The sequence below is a fragment of the Serratia sp. BFP-2025 genome, assembly GCF_050880365.1.
GTDB lineage: Bacteria > Pseudomonadota > Gammaproteobacteria > Enterobacterales > Enterobacteriaceae > Serratia > Serratia surfactantfaciens.
Genome location: NZ_JBPAFV010000001.1, coordinates 480,364 through 497,576 on the forward strand (window position 1 = coordinate 480,364; position 17,213 = coordinate 497,576).

Below are 17,213 nucleotides of genomic sequence, written 5' to 3' on the forward strand. Positions count from 1 at the left end.
AACCCAGTCATCAGAATAAGGCGGGCCTTTAATTAAGAGTATTCTTATCTTGCGGCGGAACAGGAGTGTCTCGCTGGCGATATTGCGGCTATTTGTTTGTTTCTACGGAAATTGGTGCGCATTCAGCGTGGGGAAGGCAGCGAGCTTCGCCCGCTTGAGAGAGACATGACCTTCTCTTGAGAATAAAAAAGCACCGCTCAATATGCTTGAGCGGTGCTTTATTGTTTACGCCAATACTCATTATCCACCACCCCGTCCGGGACGGGGCGTTAATGGGCTATCAGGCCTTGGCGGCGGCAGCGTCAGCCTGGGAAGACTGGATCGCCGTCAGTGCGACGGTGTAGACGATATCGTCTACCAGCGCGCCGCGCGACAGGTCGTTCACCGGCTTGCGCATGCCTTGCAGCATCGGCCCGATGGAGACCAGGTCAGCGGAACGCTGCACCGCTTTGTAAGTGGTGTTGCCGGTGTTCAGATCCGGGAAGATGAACACGGTCGCCTGGCCGGCTACCGGTGAGTTCGGCGCCTTGGACTTGGCAACGTCGGCCATGATGGCGGCGTCGTACTGCAGCGGGCCATCGATGATCAGGTCCGGGCGTTTTTCCTGCGCCAGACGGGTCGCTTCGCGCACTTTCTCTACGTCGCTGCCCGCACCGGAGTTGCCGGTGGAGTAGGAGATCATCGCTACGCGCGGCTCGATACCGAAGGCGGCGGCGGAATCTGCAGACTGGATGGCGATCTCAGACAGCTGCTCGGCGGTCGGATCCGGGTTGATCGCGCAGTCGCCGTAGACCAGAACCTGGTCAGGCAGCAGCATGAAGAACACGGAGGACACCAGCGAGCTGCCCGGCGCGGTTTTGATCAGCTGCAACGGCGGACGGATGGTGTTGGCGGTGGTGTGAACCGCACCGGAAACCAGACCGTCGACTTCGCCTTGTTCCAGCATCAGGGTGCCGAGTACCACGTTGTCTTCCAACTGCTCGCGCGCGACCACTTCGGTCATGCCCTTGCTCTTGCGCAGCTCAACCAGACGCGGCACGTAGTTTTCACGCACGGCGACCGGATCGACGATTTCGATGCCTTTGCCCAGCTCAACGCCTTGCGCTGCCGCTACGCGCTGGATCTCGTCCGGGTTGCCGAGCAGCACGCATTCCGCAATACCGCGTTCGGCGCAGATGGCCGCTGCTTTCACGGTGCGCGGCTCGTCGCCTTCCGGCAGCACGATGCGCTTGCCGGCTTTACGCGCCAGCTCGGTCAGCTCGTAACGGAACGCCGGTGGAGACAGGCGGCGTGAACGCTCGGAGGTGGCGGTCAGCGAGTCGATCCACTCGGTGTTGATGTGGCTGGCCACGTAGTTCTGCACTTTCTCGATGCGCTGGTGGTCGTCCGCCGGCACTTCGAGGTTGAAGCTCTGCAGGCTCAGCGAGGTCTGCCAGGTATTGGTGTCGACCATGAACACCGGCAGGCCGGTCTGGAAGGCGCGTTCGCACAGCTTCTTGATCGGCTCGTCGATGGCGTAGCCGCCGGTCAGCAGAATGGCGCCGATTTCCACGCCGTTCATCGCCGCCAGGCAGGCGGAGACCAGCACGTCAGGGCGGTCTGCGGAGGTCACCAGCAGGGAGCCAGGGCGGAAGTGTTCCAGCATGTGCGGAATGCTGCGCGCACAGAAGGTCACGGACTTCACGCGGCGGGTCATGATGTCGCCTTCGTTGACCACGCGGGCCTTCAGGTGGCGAGCCATGTCGATGGCGCGGGTGGCGATCAGATCGAAGCTCCACGGCACGCAGCCCAGAACCGGCAGCGGGCTGTTGGCGAACAGCTGCGCAGGATCGACGTGGGCGATGCTGGCTTTGGTGGAGTCGTCGAAGATTTCGGACAGGTCAGGACGGGTGCGGCCCTGATCGTCGACCGGTGCGTTCAGCTTGTTGATGATAACGCCGGTGATGTTCTTGTTCTTGCTGCCGCCGAAGCTGGTGCGCGCCAGTTCGATGCGCTCTTTCAGCTGCGCCGGGGAGTCGTTGCCCAGCGCCAGCACGAAGACGATCTCGGCGTTCAGGGTTTTGGCGATCTCGTAGTTCAGCGCGTTGGCGAACTGGTGCTTGCGGGTCGGCACCAGGCCTTCGATCAGCACCACTTCCGCGTCTTTGGTGTTCTCGTGGTAGCGCGCCACGATCTCTTCCATCAGCACGTCTTGCTGGTTGGAGCTCAGCAGGCCCTCAACGTAGTCCATGCGCAGCGGTTCGGCCGCCGTAATGGTGGAGTTGCTGCTGCGGATGATGGTGGTGGTCTGGTCGAGCGCATTGTCGCCGGAGCGCGGTTGAGCGATAGGCTTGAATACGCTCAGACGAACGCCTTTTTGCTCCATGGAGCGGATGACACCCAGGCTGACGCTGGTCAGGCCGACGCTGGTGCCGGTGGGGATCAACATAATAGTACGTGACACAGAATAGTCCTCTTCACGATTAACATGAGGCTAAAACAACACCGTCAGCCTGGGCTGACGGTGTTTTGAGAGCATTACGCGGTCAGGCGGGATGCGTCCTGCGCGATGACCAACTCTTCGTTGGTCGGGATCACCAGCGCCAGGCGGCTGCCGTCTTTGGTGATGGCGCCGGATTTGCCGAAGCGAGCGGCCATGTTGCGGTCGTGGTCGATTTCGAAGCCCAGCAGGCCCAGTTTGTTCAGGGTCAGCTCGCGCACCATGCCGGCGTTCTCGCCGATGCCGCCGGTGAAGATCACCGCGTCCAGACGGCCTTCCATCAGCGCGCTGTAGGCACCGACGTATTTGGCCAGACGGTGGCAGAACACGTCCATTGCGCGTTTGGCGTCGGCTTTGCTGTCGTAGTTGTCTTCAACGTAACGGCAGTCGCTGGTGACTTCGGTCAGGCCCAGCAGGCCGGATTCTTTGGTCAGCATTTTGTTGATCTGGTCAACGCTCATGCCCAGAGAATCGTGCAGGTGGAAGATGATAGCCGGATCGATGTCGCCGCTGCGGGTGCCCATCACCAGGCCTTCCAGCGGGGTCAGACCCATGGAGGTGTCAACGCACTGGCCGTTGCGCACTGCGGTAACGGAACCGCCGTTGCCCAGGTGGCAGGTGATCACGTTCACTTCTTCCACCGGCTTGTTCAGCATCTTCGCGGCTTCTTGAGTCACGTAGAAGTGGCTGGTGCCGTGCGCGCCGTAGCGGCGAACGCCGTGGTCGCGGTACAGGCTGTACGGCAGGGCGTACAGGTAGGATTCTTCCGGCATGGTCTGGTGGAACGCGGTGTCGAACACGGCAACGTTCTTGTCAGCCAGGTGAGGGAAGGATTTCAGCGCTTCCGCGATGCCGATCAGGTGAGCCGGGTTGTGCAGTGGTGCAAACGGTACGGAATCTTTGATACCCTGCAGAACTTCGTCGTTGATCACGGCGGAGGCGGTGAACTTCTCGCCGCCGTGCACGATGCGGTGGCCGATAGCGGTCAACTGCGCGGAAAGCTCTGGTTTTTGTGCCAGAATAGTATTAACAATGAAGTTCAGCGCTTCGCTGTGTGCAGCGCCGGCCCCCAGGGCAGCTTCGTGTTTGGCGCCGTCCATTTTCCACTTGATGCGAGCTTCAGGCAGGTGGAAACACTCGGCCAAACCGGAGAGGAATTCGTCGCCGTTAACGGCATCGATGATGGCGAATTTCAGAGAAGAACTGCCGCAGTTAAGAACCAGTACTAGCTTACTCGACATGGAAGTACCTACTTAAATAGTCGTGTTGTTAAAAGAAAATCGAACACACGTGGTGAATTAATCGTCAATCAGACAACAAGCGTAGCGCATAGTGCCGATGACATTTATGATTAACATCATGTGAAGTGCACAAATCACAGGATGATGGAAAAACCGATGATTTCTCTGCGGTTTAAATAATCTTGATTTTTATAGGGCTAAAAGTTGACAAAATTTACGTCATCTTCTACCGGCCACAAGGCCGGCTTAGGATACCGATAGCCCGGTGCAAACACAAAATAAATTTAAAGCTTCAAATTTTTTAGTATTGTCTCTGGCAGCACGCTGTGAGTTTCTTTACGTGACGTTGAGGTACGCAATGACGAGCAAACCGTCCGGTTCCGTAAGCTGGTTTCAGGTCTTCCAGCGCGGGCAGCATTATATGAAAACCTGGCCGTCAGACAAACGTCTGGCACCGGTCTTTCCGGAGAACCGCGTTGCGCGTGCTACCCGTTTCGCCATCCGCTTCATGCCGCCGTTGGCGATTTTCACGCTGACCTGGCAGATCGCGCTCGGCGGCCAGCTCGGCCCGGCGATCGCCACCGCGCTGTTCGCCTGCAGCCTGCCGATGCAGGGGCTGTGGTGGCTGGGGCGCCGTTCGGTCACGCCGCTGCCGCCGACGCTGCTGCAATGGTTCCACGAGGTGCGCAACAAGCTGACGGAAGCGGGGCAGGCGGTGGCGCCGCTCGAAGGGACGCCGACTTATCAGACGTTGGCCGATCTGCTCAAGCGCGCGTTCAAGCAGCTGGACAAAACCTTCCTTGACGATCTGTAACTGAAAAAAGGCCGCGTTGATGCGGCCTTTTTCGTCTAAGCGCCAATAACCCCGGTTTAAATCAAAGAACGGTCGAGTTGTGATTTCCTGCGTTCTTGCGCTGTGCGATGCTCCCGCCATCACACAGAAATGAGGAAATCCTGATGGAAATGACCAACGCCCAGCGGCTGATCCTGTCGAATCAGTACAAGATGATGACCCTGCTCGATCCGGACAACAGCGATCGTTATCGCCGGTTGCAAACCATCGTCGAACGCGGCTTCGGTTTGCAAATGCGCGAGCTGGATCGCGACTTCGGCGAACTGAGCGAAGAGGTGTGTCGCACCATCATCAACGTGATGGAGATGCATCATGCGCTGCAGGTTTCCTGGAGCAACCTGAAAGAGAAGCAGGATCTGGACGAACGCCGCCTGGCGTTTCTCGGTTTCGATGCCGCCACCGAGGCGCGCTACCTGAGCTACGTGCGTTTCCTGGTCAGCACCGAGGGGCGTTATACTCACTTCGATTCCGGCAGCCACGGTTTCAACGCCCAGACCAAAATGTGGGAGAAATACCAGCGTATGCTGGCGATCTGGCTGGCCTGCCCGCGCCAGTATCACTTGAGCGCCGTTGAGATAGCGCAAATCATCAATGCTTGATTAAAAAGAGGTTTTCTGTGGAGTGTAAGGGTTTTCTGTTCGATCTTGATGGCACCCTGGTGGATTCGCTGCCGGCGGTAGAGCGCGCCTGGACGCACTGGGCCGAGCGCCGCGGCGTCAACCCGCAAGCCGTGCTGGACTTCATTCACGGTAAACAGGCCATTACTTCTCTGCGCCACTTTATGCCGGGCGAAAGCGAAGCGGAAATTCAGCGCGAGTTCCAACTGCTGGAGCAGAGGGAAGCGCAGGATACCGACGGCGTTCGCGCACTGCCTGGCGCCATTGCATTGCTGGATCGCCTGAACGCGCTCGACATTCCCTGGGCGATCGTCACCTCCGGTTCGGTGCCGGTGGCGGGCGCCCGTCGCCAGGCCGGTGGCTTGCCGCAGCCGGCGGTGTTCATTACCGCCGAGCAGGTTAAACACGGTAAACCGCAGCCCGACGCCTATCTGCTGGGCGCCGAGCGTCTGGGCCTGGCGCCGCACGAGTGCGTGGTGGTCGAAGACGCACCGGCCGGCATTCTTTCCGGTCTGGCTGCGGGCTGCCAGGTGATCGCGGTCAACGCGCCGGCGGATGCGCCGAAGCTGGATCAGGTCGACCTGCGGCTGGGGTCGCTGGAACAGATTGCCGTCGAGAAAACGGCGCACGGGGCGATCGTTCGCCGGCTGGCCTGAGCGGCATTATCTTCACCCTAATTGATTAGACCCCGCCTCGGCGGGGTTTTTTTATGCTATTTTTTAACCCCTTGGACATTTGCCGGATGAGGCCGTTTTGAACAGCGAATTACTGTGGGTGCTGAGTTTACTGCTGATTGCCATTGTGCTGTTTACCACCAACAAGCTGCGCATGGACGTGGTGGCGCTGTTGGTGATCATCGCTTTCGTGTTGAGTGGCACGCTCAGCCTGCAGGAGGCGACGGTCGGTTTCAGCGATCCCAACGTGATTTTGATCGCCGCGCTGTTCGTGATCGGCGAAGGGCTGGTGCGCACCGGTGTGGCCTATCAGGTCGGCGACTGGCTGGTGAAAGTGGCCGGCAGCAGCGAAACCAAAATGTTGATGCTGCTGATGGTGACGGTCGCCGGGCTGGGAGCGTTCATGAGCTCGACCGGCGTGGTGGCGATCTTTATCCCGGTGGTGCTCAGCGTGACGGCGAGAATGAAGATCGCACCGGGGCGGCTGATGATGCCGCTCAGCTTCGCCGGGCTAATCAGCGGTATGATGACGCTGGTGGCCACGCCGCCCAACATGGTGGTCAACAGCGAACTGGTGCGCGAAGGCATTCATGGTTTCGGCTTCTTCAGCGTGACGCCCATCGGCCTGGCGGTGCTGGCGCTGGGCGTCGGCTACATGCTGATCGCCCGCCGTTGGCTGGGCAGCGGTGAAACGGGCAAAGCCGGCGACGACTGGCGGCGGCGCACCTTCCGCGATCTGATCCGCGATTACAAACTGACCGGCCGCGCGCGGCGGCTGGCTGTCCGTAGCGCTTCGCCGCTGATCGGGCGTTCTCTGGATGAGCTGCACCTGCGCGCGCGCTATGGCGCCAACGTGGTGGGCATCGAGCGTTGGAAACGCTTCCGGCGAGTGATGGTCAGCGCTTCCGGCAGCACCGAACTGCGCGAGGGCGATGTCCTGCTGATCGACATGTCGGACAGCCAGGTCGATCTGCGTGAATTCTGCGGCGAGCAGCAGCTGGAGCCAATGGTGCTGCGTGGTGATTATTTCTCTGAACAGTCGCGCAACGTCGGCATGGCGGAGGTCTCGCTGATCCCGGACTCGGCGCTGCTGGGCAAAAGCCTGCGCGAAGCGGCGTTCCGCAGCCGCTATGATCTGAACGTGGTGGGCATCCGGCGCCACGGCGAGACGCTGAGCGGCAAGCTGGTGGACGAACCGCTGGAGTTGGGCGACATTTTGCTGGTGATCGGCGACTGGAAGGCCATTCGTCAGCTGCAGGCCAAAACCCACGACTTTATCGTGCTCAATCTGCCGGCCGAAGTGGATGAAGTGGCACCGGCCATCACCCAGGCGCCGCACGCGCTGTTTTGTCTGGCGTTGATGGTGGCGATGATGCTGACCGACGAAATCCCCAACCCGATCGCGGCGCTGATCGCCTGCCTGCTGATGGGCAAGTTCCGTTGCATCGACATGGAGAGCGCCTATAAATCGATCCACTGGCCGAGCATCATTTTGATCGTCGGCATGATGCCGTTCGCGCAGGCGCTGCAAAAGACCGGCGGGGTCGATCTGATCGTCCGCGGGCTGATGGACGTCGCGGGCGGCGCGGGGCCGCGCGTGATGCTGTTGTGCCTGTTCGTGCTGTGCGCCACCATCGGCCTGTTTATTTCCAATACCGCGACGGCGGTGCTGATGGCACCGATCGCCATCGCCGCCGCGCGCGAAATGGGCGTCTCGCCGTACCCGTTCGCGATGATTATCGCCATCGCCGCGTCCGCTGCCTTTATGACGCCGGTCTCTTCGCCAGTCAACACGCTGGTGCTGGGGCCGGGTAATTACAAGTTCGGCGATTTCGTGCGTCTTGGCGTGCCGTTCACTCTGTTGGTGATGGCGGTCAGCGTGTTGGTGGTGCCGTGGCTTTACGGATTTTAACGGCGCAGCGAAGGCTGCGCCGGCGGGTTACAGCGAGCTGTCGAGGCTGATTTCGTCCAGCGACAGGCTGAAGCTGGGAATGAACACCTCCATGAAGTAGTCCATTTCCGGGCTGCGGCGCTGCTCCAGCGTTTTATCCAGCCGCGCCTTGGCCAGAGTGAATTCGTTGTTGCCGGCGGACAGCTCCTCCAGGCATTTCAGGTAAGCGCACAGTGCGTCCGCCTGCTTCACCACCTGCTTTTCATCTTCGCTGTAGTAATGCTCATCGAGAATGGTGCGGAAGTCGTTGCGCAGCTCCGCCGGGATCATGTCCAGCAGCTTTTGTTGGGCGATCTTTTCGATCTTCTTGTACTCGTGGGCGATCTGCGGGTTGTAGTACTTGATCGGCGTCGGCATGTCGCCGGTGATCACTTCGCTGGCGTCGTGGTACATCGCCAGCAGCGCAACGCGGTCAGCGTTGAGGTTGCCGTTGAATTTGCGGTTCTTGATCACCGCCAACGCGTGGGCGACAAAAGCCACCTGCAGGCTGTGTTCGGAGACGTTCTCGGTACGCACGTTGCGCATCAGCGGCCAGCGGTTGATCAGTTTCAGGCGGGACAGATGGGCGAAGAAATGGCTCTGGCTCATGGTGCTCTCTTTAACGGCAAGTGAGGGCCCCATTGTGAAGCAGTGACGGCGAATTTTGCAACCGGCCTGTGAGGGAAGGGCGCAGCAAGCCGCTGCGCCCCAGGCGATTACTGGTGGTAGCCTTCCAGGAAGCGGCCCAGCTTGCCGACCGCCATTTCCAGCTCGTCTACGCGCGGCAGGGTGACGATGCGCACGTGATCCGGGTAAGGCCAGTTGAATGCGGAACCCTGCACCAGCAGCACTTTTTCCTGCAGCAACAGATCCAGCACCAGCTTCTGGTCGTCATGGATGTTGAAGCGCTTGGCGTCGATGCGCGGGAACATGTACAGCGCGCCCTGCGGTTTCACGCAAGAGACGCCCGGGATATCGTTGAGCAGTTCCCAGGTGCGGTTGCGCTGCTCATACAGACGCCCGCCGGGCTGAATGAATTCGCTGATGCTCTGATAACCGCCCAGCGCGGTCTGAATCGCGTGCTGCATCGGCACGTTGGCGCACAGGCGCATCGAAGCCAGCATCTCCAGCCCTTCGATATAGCCTTTGGCGTGCTTTTTCGGCCCGTTCAGCACCATCCAGCCCTGGCGGAAGCCGGCCACGCGGTAGGTCTTCGACAGGCCGTTGAAGGTCACTGTCAGCAGATCCGGCGCCAGTGCGGCGATCGAGTGGTGCTCGGCTTCGTCATACAGGATCTTGTCGTAGATCTCGTCGGCGAAGATGATCAGGTTGTGTTGACGGGCGATCTCGACGATCTGCTCCAGCAGCGCTTTGCTGTAAACCGCACCGGTCGGGTTGTTCGGGTTGATGATCACGATGCCGCGGGTGCGCGGAGTGATCTTGCTGATGATGTCGTCCAGATCCGGGAACCAGCCGGCCTGCTCATCGCACAGGTAGTGCACGGCCTTGCCGCCGGACAGCGAGACCGCGGCGGTCCACAGCGGGTAGTCCGGCGCCGGCACCAGCATTTCGTCGCCGCTGTTGAGCAGCGCCTGCATGGATTGGACGATCAGCTCCGAGACGCCGTTGCCAATGTAGATATCCTCAACGGTCACGTCACGCATGTTGCGCGCCTGATAGTGCTGCATGATCGCTTTACGCGCCGAGAAGAGGCCTTTGGAATCGGAGTAACCTTGCGCCGTGGGCAGATTGCGGATCACGTCGACCAGGATTTCGTCCGGGGCGTCGAAGCCGAACGGGGCGGGGTTGCCGATGTTCAGTTTCAGGACTTTGTTGCCTTCTTCTTCAAGACGTTTAGCTTCTTTAAGCACCGGGCCGCGAATGTCATAGCAGACGTTGTCCAGTTTGCTGGATTTCTCAATGGGGGACATAAAAAGTTGAGCCTTTTGCTGGGATAGGGGCGCTCCTACCGTGGAACGCCGCAACCCGCCCAATGTACTCCTGGCGTAGTTGCTTTTGAAGGGTTTTGCACGCCTTTGGTGCAAACGCATGTCGTAACGGGGGATTTTAGTTATGATAAGTAAAGGTAAAGTTATTTTGTGGTTCATAATGTCATGAACTATAATTTTAGTAGGGTTTTGTTCTGAAAAAATGTGAGCCGGGAAACGCGATGCGCCGGCGAGCGCGGCCGGCGGCAGAGAACTGATAAGCGGGAAGGAAGGATGGGTGTCAATAAACTGTAAAGGAACGATAATACCGGACTTGTCTGATAGCCGGTTGTCGGATGGCGCACCACACTAAGAAAAAGGCATATTTACATTAGCTTTACTTTATATTTTGTCTTAAGCATTGTTAATGTGGGTATGAGATTATTATTTAAAGTAGAAATCTTACTGATTGAATTTATTAAATTCATTGAGTAGGGGTACGAAGCCGGCGCTGTTAATTATTTATCTTTTTTGCTCTGAAATGCTGTCTAAGCCCCCGTTGATAAGGGTTCTCAGTAGCACGAATGGAGTGGAAATCAGGCAGTATGAATGAGTAAAATCTTAGGTTCGGTGGGAATAAGCCCTTTCCATCGGTATTTAACTCCCTGCGTCCTATAAGCATTATCGATAGGTTGCATTTTAAAAAGCGATAGAGGTAACGAAACATAAGTAATTTTTTTGCCCTCCACTTATGAGTGGGGTACTGTCATAACAGGCGCCGCCCTTTTTCAACGGCGTCTGAGAAACACACCAGGGTAGTAGTTCGTAAATTAGAATTTAAAAAAGTGAAGAATACACTATGACAACTGCAAATCGTCCGATACTTAATCTCGACCTCGATCTGCTAAGAACTTTTGTTGCTGTTGCTGATTTGAATACCTTCGCGGCGGCGGCCGTCGCCGTTTGCCGTACTCAATCAGCCGTCAGCCAGCAAATGCAGCGATTAGAGCAACTGGTCGGCAAAGAACTGTTTGCCCGCCATGGGCGTAACAAACTCCTGACTGAGCACGGTATTCAGCTTCTCGGTTATGCCAGGAAGATCCTGCGCTTTAACGATGAAGCCTGTACCTCTCTGATGTACAACAATATTAAAGGTGTTCTGACCATCGGCGCTTCCGACGACACCGCCGATACCATTCTGCCTTTCCTGTTGAACCGCGTGACCGCCATCTATCCCAAGCTGGCTATTGACGTGCGCGTGAAGCGCAGCACGACGATGGTCGATCTGCTGGAAGAAGGGCAGATCGATCTGGCAGTGACCACGGCCGATCCCGAAGGGCATCCGCACATTGTGCTGCGCACGTCGCCGACGCTGTGGTACTGCGCCGCTGATTACCACTACCAGGCCGGCGAGCCGATCCCGTTGGTGGTGATGGACGAGCCAAGCCCGTTCCGCGCGCTGGCGATCAAACAGTTGGACGAAGCCGGTATTCCGTGGCGCATCGCCTACGTCGCCTCTACGCTGTCCGCAGTGCGGGCGGCCTGCAAGGCCGGTCTGGGCGTCACCGCGCGGCCTATCGAGATGATGAGCCCCGACCTGCGGGTGCTGGGCGCGGCGGAAGGTTTGCCGCCGTTGCCGGATACCCAGTATGCGCTGTGCAAAAATGCGCAGTGCAGCAGCGAGCTGGCGATGGCCATCTTCAGCGCGATGCAGGGCGGCAACGACAGCTATGGTTTCAACGGAACGGAAACCGGTCTCCAGGGCGATCAGGATGACGCCAGCCTGGTGGACGAAGAAGAGTAACGCTGCGGCGTGAAATCGGATGAAAAACCTCTGCTTCGGCGGAGGTTTTTTTTGCCTTAATTTTGATGAAAGTGACTGTTATAGGCGGTTAAGTGCAATTTTGTTATGAGATGGCTATTTTGTTGCATTTTAAGCGTCAATGAAAACAGAGTTTGGCCGGGTTTAAGACGGTGAGTTTGTTTTTTGAGCAATAAGATTGAATGGGTTAAAGGCATGGTAATGGTAAGGTTATTTTGTTAGCTTATAGCGGCCGTTTTTGCGGCTTAATTTGAGGAAAATTGTTAAAGGCCCACACTTTTTTTGAGGATTTATGCTGAAAACGTGTCCTGGATCAAAAAAATACCCCTAGGTAGTGAGTGGAAGAACAGGGAATTCCTGAGACAATGGTATAGTAAAACTGAAATGTGCATGTTGGTTTATATCTATCTGTTTCTACACAAAAATTAACTGACACGATTTAGCCTGTCCCTGGCGCATCAAATGTTAATCAAATGATACGTATGTAAACTAGTGTGTAGATACTTTTGTCAAAGTTGACAAAAGGTTATAGAAAGGAGTAAAAAGCCCACAGAAAAACGCTGCCTAACTCGCTGTAAAAGCAGTTTGTTTGTGTGGTTATTTATCCTTCCCTTAAATCGATGTGGCGCACTAACTGCCGGTGACAAGAGCAGTGCGATCGACGCCACTTTTGATGAGTAAGCATAGAGTATGTCAACAACCACTGAAGTTATCGCTCATCACTGGGCGCTCGCCGTATTTCTCGTTGTGGCTATCGGGCTCTGCGGCTTAATGCTGCTGGGTGCGTTCTTCTTGGGCGGGAGAGCCCGGGCGCGCGCCAAACACACCCCGTTTGAATCAGGTATCGACTCCGTCGGCACGGCGCGCATGCGTCTGTCCGCCAAGTTTTACCTGGTGGCCATGTTCTTCGTTATTTTCGACGTTGAAGCCTTATACCTGTATGCCTGGTCGGTCTCGATTCGCGAGAGCGGCTGGGTAGGCTTTATCGAAGCCGCCATTTTCATTTTGGTGCTATTGGCCGGTCTGGTTTATCTGGTGCGCATCGGCGCGTTGGATTGGACTCCGGCGCGTTCCCAACGCCGCAGCAAACCGAGCACGATCACTAACACCAACAGTCATCCGCAGTAACAGCGAGGCATTAAGATGGACTATACGCTCACCCGCATAGACCCGAACGGTGAGAACGACCGTTATCCCCTGCAAAAACAGGAGATCGTCGCCGATCCCCTGGAACAACAGGTCCACCGCACGGTTTACATGGGTAAACTCGAACATGCGCTGCATGACATGGTGAACTGGGGGCGTAAAAACTCTATTTGGCCGTATAACTTCGGCCTTTCGTGCTGTTACGTGGAGATGGTGACGTCGTTTACCGCCGTTCACGACGTGGCGCGTTTCGGTGCGGAAGTGTTGCGCGCCTCCCCGCGTCAGGCTGACCTGATGGTGGTGGCCGGCACCTGCTTCACCAAGATGGCTCCGGTCATCCAGCGCCTGTACGAGCAGATGCTGGAACCGAAGTGGGTGATTTCGATGGGCGCCTGCGCCAACTCCGGCGGCATGTACGACATCTATTCCGTGGTGCAGGGTGTGGACAAGTTCCTGCCGGTCGACGTGTACATTCCCGGCTGCCCGCCGCGTCCGGAAGCCTACATGCAAGCGCTGATGCTGCTGCAGGAATCCATCGGCAAAGAACGTCGCCCGCTGTCGTGGGTTGTCGGCGATCAGGGCGTTTACCGCGCCAATATGCAGTCTGAAAGAGAGCGTAAACACGGCGAGCGCATCGCGGTGACCAACCTCCGGACGCCTGACGAGATTTAAGACGTTCATTTAACGTCCATCTTAGTGCGCTATTGGTTAACACAGCGAAAAGTGAAACTTGCGGCGAATAACCCTTTAGTGTGGTGAAAAAAAATTATGACAGATTTGACGACGCACGACGCCTTGCCTGCCTGGCAGACCCGAGATCACCTTGACGACCCGGTGATCGGCGAACTGCGCAACCGTTTTGGGCCGGAAGCCTTTACTGTTCAGGCCACCCGCACCGGCATGCCCGTGGTATGGGTTAAACCTGACCAGTTACTGGAAGTAATGACGTTCCTGAGAAAACAGCCGAAGCCGTATGTCATGCTGTTCGATCTGCATGGCGTAGACGAACGTCTTCGCACCCACCGCGACGGCCTGCCCGCTGCGGATTTCTCCGTTTTCTACCATCTGATTTCCATCGAACGCAACCGCGACATCATGCTGAAGGTAGCGCTGTCTGAAAAAGACCTGCACGTGCCGACGGCGACCAAGGTGTTCCCGAACGCCAACTGGTATGAGCGCGAGACCTGGGAAATGTTCGGCATCACCTTCGACGGCCACCCGCACCTGTCGCGCATCATGATGCCGCAGACCTGGGAAGGGCACCCGCTGCGTAAGGACTACCCGGCGCGCGCCACCGAATTCGATCCTTTCGTGTTGACCAAACAGAAAGAAGATCTGGAGATGGAAGCGCTGACCTTCAAGCCGGAAGACTGGGGCATGAAGCGCGGCACCGAGAACGAAGACTTCATGTTCCTCAACCTCGGCCCGAACCACCCGTCCGCGCACGGTGCGTTCCGCATCATTCTGCAGCTGGACGGCGAAGAGATCGTCGACTGCGTGCCGGATATCGGCTATCACCACCGCGGCGCCGAGAAGATGGGCGAGCGTCAATCCTGGCACAGCTACATTCCGTACACCGACCGCATCGAGTACCTCGGCGGCTGCGTGAACGAAATGCCTTACGTGCTGGCGGTTGAAAAGCTGGCCGGCATCAAGGTGCCGGAGCGCGTAGACACCATTCGCGTGATGCTGTCCGAACTGTTCCGCATCAACAGCCACCTGCTGTACATCTCCACCTTCATTCAGGACGTCGGCGCGATGACCCCGGTGTTCTTCGCCTTTACCGACCGTCAGAAGATCTACGATCTGGTGGAAGCGATTACCGGTTTCCGCATGCACCCGGCCTGGTTCCGCATCGGCGGCGTCGCGCACGATCTGCCGCGCGGTTGGGATCGCCTGCTGCGCGAATTCCTCGACTGGATGCCGAAGCGTCTGGATTCTTACGTGAAAGCGGCGCTGAAGAACAGCATCCTGAAAGGCCGTTCCATCGGCGTGGCGTCCTATAACGCCAAAGAAGCGCTGGAGTGGGGCGTGACCGGTGCCGGTCTGCGCGCGACCGGCGTCGAGTTCGACGTGCGTAAATGGCGTCCGTATTCCGGCTACGAGAACTTCGACTTCGAAGTGCCGGTCGGCGACGGCACCAGCGACTGCTACACCCGCGTGATGCTGAAGGTGGAAGAGCTGCGCCAGAGCCTGCGCATCCTCGAACAGTGCCTGAACAACATGCCGGAAGGCCCGTTCAAGGCCGATCACCCGCTGACCACGCCGCCGCCGAAAGAGCGCACGCTGCAGCACATTGAAACGCTGATCACCCACTTCCTGCAGGTTTCCTGGGGCCCGGTGATGCCAGCCAACGAATCATTCCAGATGATTGAAGCCACCAAAGGGATCAACAGCTACTACCTGACCAGCGACGGCAGCACCATGAGCTACCGCACCCGGGTACGTACGCCAAGCTTTGCGCACCTGCAGCAGATCCCATCGGTCATCCGAGGCAGCCTGGTTTCCGACCTGATCGTCTATCTGGGTAGTATCGATTTTGTAATGTCAGATGTGGACCGCTAACTATGCATGATCAAAAAGACAATCACGCAGTCAATGATGCGCTCGAGCCCATCAACGCAGCCGCTCCTCAGAGCGGCGTTGATGCATTTGTACTGAGCGCGGAAGAACGTGATGCGATCGAGCACGAAAAGCACCATTACGAGGATCCGCGCGCCGCTTCCATCGAAGCACTGAAAATTGTGCAGAAGCAGCGCGGCTGGGTTCCGGACGGTGCGATTTACGCCATCGCGGAAGTGCTGGGCATCCCCGCCAGCGACGTAGAAGGCGTGGCCACGTTCTACAGCCAGATTTTCCGTCAGCCAGTAGGACGTCACGTGATCCGTTATTGTGACAGCGTTGTTTGTCACATCACCGGTTACCAGGGCATTCAGGCCGCTATCGAGAAGAAGCTGAACATCAAACCGGGTCAAACCACCTTTGATGGCCGCTTCACGCTGTTGCCGACCTGCTGTCTGGGCAACTGCGATAAAGGGCCGACCATGATGATTGATGAGGACACTCACAGTCAGCTGAAGCCTGAAGATATCGAGACGCTACTGGAGCAGTATCAATGACCAAGCACATTGTACGCACTCCCGAAACGCATCCGCTGACCTGGCGTCTGCGCGATGACAAGCAGCCGCTGTGGCTGGACGAATACCGCAGCAAAAACGGCTATGCCGGTGCGGAAAAGGCCCTGAAGGGCCTGGCGCCCGACGAGATCGTCAGCCTGGTAAAAGATTCCGGGCTGAAGGGCCGCGGCGGCGCGGGCTTCTCCACCGGTTTGAAGTGGAGCCTGATGCCGAAGGACGAATCCATGAACATCCGTTACCTGCTGTGTAACGCCGATGAGATGGAGCCGGGCACCTATAAAGACCGCCTGCTGATGGAGCAGCTGCCGCACCTGCTGGTGGAAGGCATGCTGATCTCCGCGTTCGCGCTGAAAGCCTACCGTGGGTACATCTTCCTGCGCGGTGAGTACATCGAAGCGGCGGCACACTTGCGTCGCGCCATCGCGGAAGCCACCGAAGCCGGCTATCTGGGCAAGAACATTCTCGGCACCGGGTTTGATTTCGAGCTGATCGTGCACACCGGCGCCGGCCGTTACATCTGCGGTGAAGAAACCGCGCTGATCAACTCGCTGGAAGGCCGCCGCGCCAACCCGCGCTCCAAGCCGCCATTCCCGGCCAGCGCCGGCGTATGGGGCAAGCCGACCTGCGTCAACAACGTCGAAACGCTGTGCAACGTGCCGGCCATTCTGGCGAACGGCGTGGAGTGGTACACCGGCATCTCCGGCAGTGAAGACAAAGGCACCAAGCTGATGGGTTTCTCCGGTCGGGTGAAAAATCCGGGCGTCTGGGAGCTGCCGTTCGGCACCACAGCGCGTGAAATCCTGGAAGACTACGCCGGCGGCATGCGCGACGGTCTGCGCTTCAAAGCCTGGCAGCCGGGCGGTGCGGGCACCGACTTCCTGACCGCCGATCACCTCGATCTGCCGATGGAATACGGCGCAATCGGCAAAGCCGGCAGCCGTCTCGGCACCGCGCTGGCGATGGCGGTAGACCACGAAATCGGCATGGTGCCGCTGGTGCGCAACCTGGAAGAGTTCTTCGCCCGCGAGTCCTGCGGCTGGTGTACGCCATGCCGCGACGGCCTGCCGTGGAGCGTGAAGATCCTGCGTGCGTTGGAAAACGGCGAAGGGCAGCCGGGGGATATCGAAACCCTCGAACAGCTGTGCCGTTCCCTCGGCCCGGGCAAAACCTTCTGCGCCCACGCGCCAGGTGCCGTAGAGCCACTGCAAAGCGCGATTAAATATTTCCGTGAAGAGTTCGAGGCGGGTATCGCCGTGCAGCACTTCGGCAACGCTCATGCGATTGGCGGCATTCAGCCGAACAACCTGCTGAAGCAGCGCTGGTAAGCCGACTCGCCCGAACACGGCCAGAATTTTTGATTAACGCCTGCCGCAAGGCAGGCCACTT

Annotated in this window: 14 protein-coding genes; 10 read left to right on the forward strand and 4 right to left on the reverse strand. The window is 58.1% G+C overall.

Annotated features, from left to right (window positions below):
• Positions 1 to 280: 280 nt before the first annotated feature.
• Entirely contained in the window at positions 281 to 2,443 is a 2,163-nt protein-coding gene (pta, locus tag ACRAWE_RS02350) for a phosphate acetyltransferase (RefSeq protein WP_025160167.1), read from the reverse strand.
• Positions 2,444 to 2,517: 74 nt separating this feature from the next.
• Positions 2,518 to 3,720, reverse strand: coding sequence for an acetate kinase (ackA, locus tag ACRAWE_RS02355; protein WP_004936063.1), 1,203 nt, complete (start codon positions 3,718 to 3,720; stop codon positions 2,518 to 2,520).
• A 358-nt stretch (positions 3,721 to 4,078) separates the two neighbouring features.
• On the opposite strand from ackA, the gene yfbV reads away from it, so the two are divergent.
• The 4 genes from yfbV (at position 4,079) to ACRAWE_RS02375 (ending at position 7,776) form a co-directional block, all read left to right on the forward strand.
• Entirely contained in the window at positions 4,079 to 4,534 is a 456-nt protein-coding gene (gene yfbV / locus ACRAWE_RS02360; protein WP_004936061.1) for a terminus macrodomain insulation protein YfbV, read from the forward strand.
• Positions 4,535 to 4,677: 143 nt separating this feature from the next.
• Complete coding sequence (locus ACRAWE_RS02365) at positions 4,678 to 5,172, forward strand: YfbU family protein (RefSeq protein ID WP_197668076.1); 495 nt, start codon at positions 4,678 to 4,680, stop codon at positions 5,170 to 5,172.
• A gap of 17 nt (positions 5,173 to 5,189) precedes the next feature.
• Complete coding sequence (locus tag ACRAWE_RS02370) at positions 5,190 to 5,846, forward strand: sugar phosphatase (RefSeq protein ID WP_063919782.1); 657 nt, start codon at positions 5,190 to 5,192, stop codon at positions 5,844 to 5,846.
• 79 nt (positions 5,847 to 5,925) lie between these two features.
• Complete coding sequence (locus ACRAWE_RS02375) at positions 5,926 to 7,776, forward strand: SLC13 family permease (RefSeq protein WP_071532826.1); 1,851 nt, start codon at positions 5,926 to 5,928, stop codon at positions 7,774 to 7,776.
• Between the two features lie 27 nt (positions 7,777 to 7,803).
• Here the strand turns inward: ACRAWE_RS02375 and yfbR are convergent, their stop codons facing one another.
• Both yfbR and ACRAWE_RS02385 read right to left on the reverse strand, forming a co-directional pair.
• Positions 7,804 to 8,403 (reverse strand): 5'-deoxynucleotidase, encoded by a 600-nt coding sequence (gene yfbR, locus ACRAWE_RS02380; RefSeq protein ID WP_015378582.1) that lies wholly within the window; start codon positions 8,401 to 8,403, stop codon positions 7,804 to 7,806.
• 107 nt (positions 8,404 to 8,510) lie between these two features.
• Positions 8,511 to 9,725, reverse strand: coding sequence for a pyridoxal phosphate-dependent aminotransferase (locus ACRAWE_RS02385; protein WP_019453720.1), 1,215 nt, complete (start codon positions 9,723 to 9,725; stop codon positions 8,511 to 8,513).
• An 856-nt stretch (positions 9,726 to 10,581) separates the two neighbouring features.
• Between ACRAWE_RS02385 and lrhA the strand changes: the two genes are divergently transcribed.
• From lrhA to nuoF, 6 genes are all read left to right on the forward strand, one after another.
• A complete protein-coding gene (gene lrhA, locus ACRAWE_RS02390) occupies positions 10,582 to 11,526 on the forward strand; it encodes a transcriptional regulator LrhA (RefSeq protein WP_025160168.1) in 945 nt (314 codons plus the stop codon).
• A gap of 708 nt (positions 11,527 to 12,234) precedes the next feature.
• Positions 12,235 to 12,672: an NADH-quinone oxidoreductase subunit NuoA gene (nuoA, locus tag ACRAWE_RS02395; protein WP_004936040.1), complete on the forward strand. Its 438-nt coding sequence runs from the start codon at positions 12,235 to 12,237 to the stop codon at positions 12,670 to 12,672.
• 15 nt (positions 12,673 to 12,687) lie between these two features.
• A complete protein-coding gene (locus tag ACRAWE_RS02400; protein WP_004936039.1) occupies positions 12,688 to 13,362 on the forward strand; it encodes a NuoB/complex I 20 kDa subunit family protein in 675 nt (224 codons plus the stop codon).
• A gap of 96 nt (positions 13,363 to 13,458) precedes the next feature.
• Complete coding sequence (gene nuoC / locus ACRAWE_RS02405; RefSeq protein WP_004936036.1) at positions 13,459 to 15,255, forward strand: NADH-quinone oxidoreductase subunit C/D; 1,797 nt, start codon at positions 13,459 to 13,461, stop codon at positions 15,253 to 15,255.
• Between the two features lie 2 nt (positions 15,256 to 15,257).
• Positions 15,258 to 15,809: an NADH-quinone oxidoreductase subunit NuoE gene (gene nuoE, locus ACRAWE_RS02410; RefSeq protein WP_004936034.1), complete on the forward strand. Its 552-nt coding sequence runs from the start codon at positions 15,258 to 15,260 to the stop codon at positions 15,807 to 15,809.
• On the forward strand, positions 15,806 to 17,152 hold the full coding sequence (gene nuoF, locus ACRAWE_RS02415; RefSeq protein WP_004936030.1) for an NADH-quinone oxidoreductase subunit NuoF: 1,347 nt from the start codon (positions 15,806 to 15,808) through the stop codon (positions 17,150 to 17,152). The genes nuoE and nuoF overlap by 4 nt, the downstream gene beginning before the upstream one ends.
• Positions 17,153 to 17,213 lie beyond the last annotated feature (61 nt).

Coding starts and splice junctions, on each gene's coding strand:
- yfbV (WP_004936061.1), top strand. CDS start 4,079: ATGACGAGCAAACCGTCCGGTTCCGTAAGCTGGTTTCAGGTCTTCCAG.
- nuoF (WP_004936030.1), top strand. CDS start 15,806: ATGACCAAGCACATTGTACGCACTCCCGAAACGCATCCGCTGACCTGG.
- nuoC (WP_004936036.1), top strand. CDS start 13,459: ATGACAGATTTGACGACGCACGACGCCTTGCCTGCCTGGCAGACCCGA.
- ackA (WP_004936063.1), bottom strand. CDS start 3,720: ATGTCGAGTAAGCTAGTACTGGTTCTTAACTGCGGCAGTTCTTCTCTG.
- yfbR (WP_015378582.1), bottom strand. CDS start 8,403: ATGAGCCAGAGCCATTTCTTCGCCCATCTGTCCCGCCTGAAACTGATC.
- nuoE (WP_004936034.1), top strand. CDS start 15,258: ATGCATGATCAAAAAGACAATCACGCAGTCAATGATGCGCTCGAGCCC.
- ACRAWE_RS02365 (WP_197668076.1), top strand. CDS start 4,678: ATGGAAATGACCAACGCCCAGCGGCTGATCCTGTCGAATCAGTACAAG.
- ACRAWE_RS02400 (WP_004936039.1), top strand. CDS start 12,688: ATGGACTATACGCTCACCCGCATAGACCCGAACGGTGAGAACGACCGT.
- lrhA (WP_025160168.1), top strand. CDS start 10,582: ATGACAACTGCAAATCGTCCGATACTTAATCTCGACCTCGATCTGCTA.
- nuoA (WP_004936040.1), top strand. CDS start 12,235: ATGTCAACAACCACTGAAGTTATCGCTCATCACTGGGCGCTCGCCGTA.
- ACRAWE_RS02385 (WP_019453720.1), bottom strand. CDS start 9,725: ATGTCCCCCATTGAGAAATCCAGCAAACTGGACAACGTCTGCTATGAC.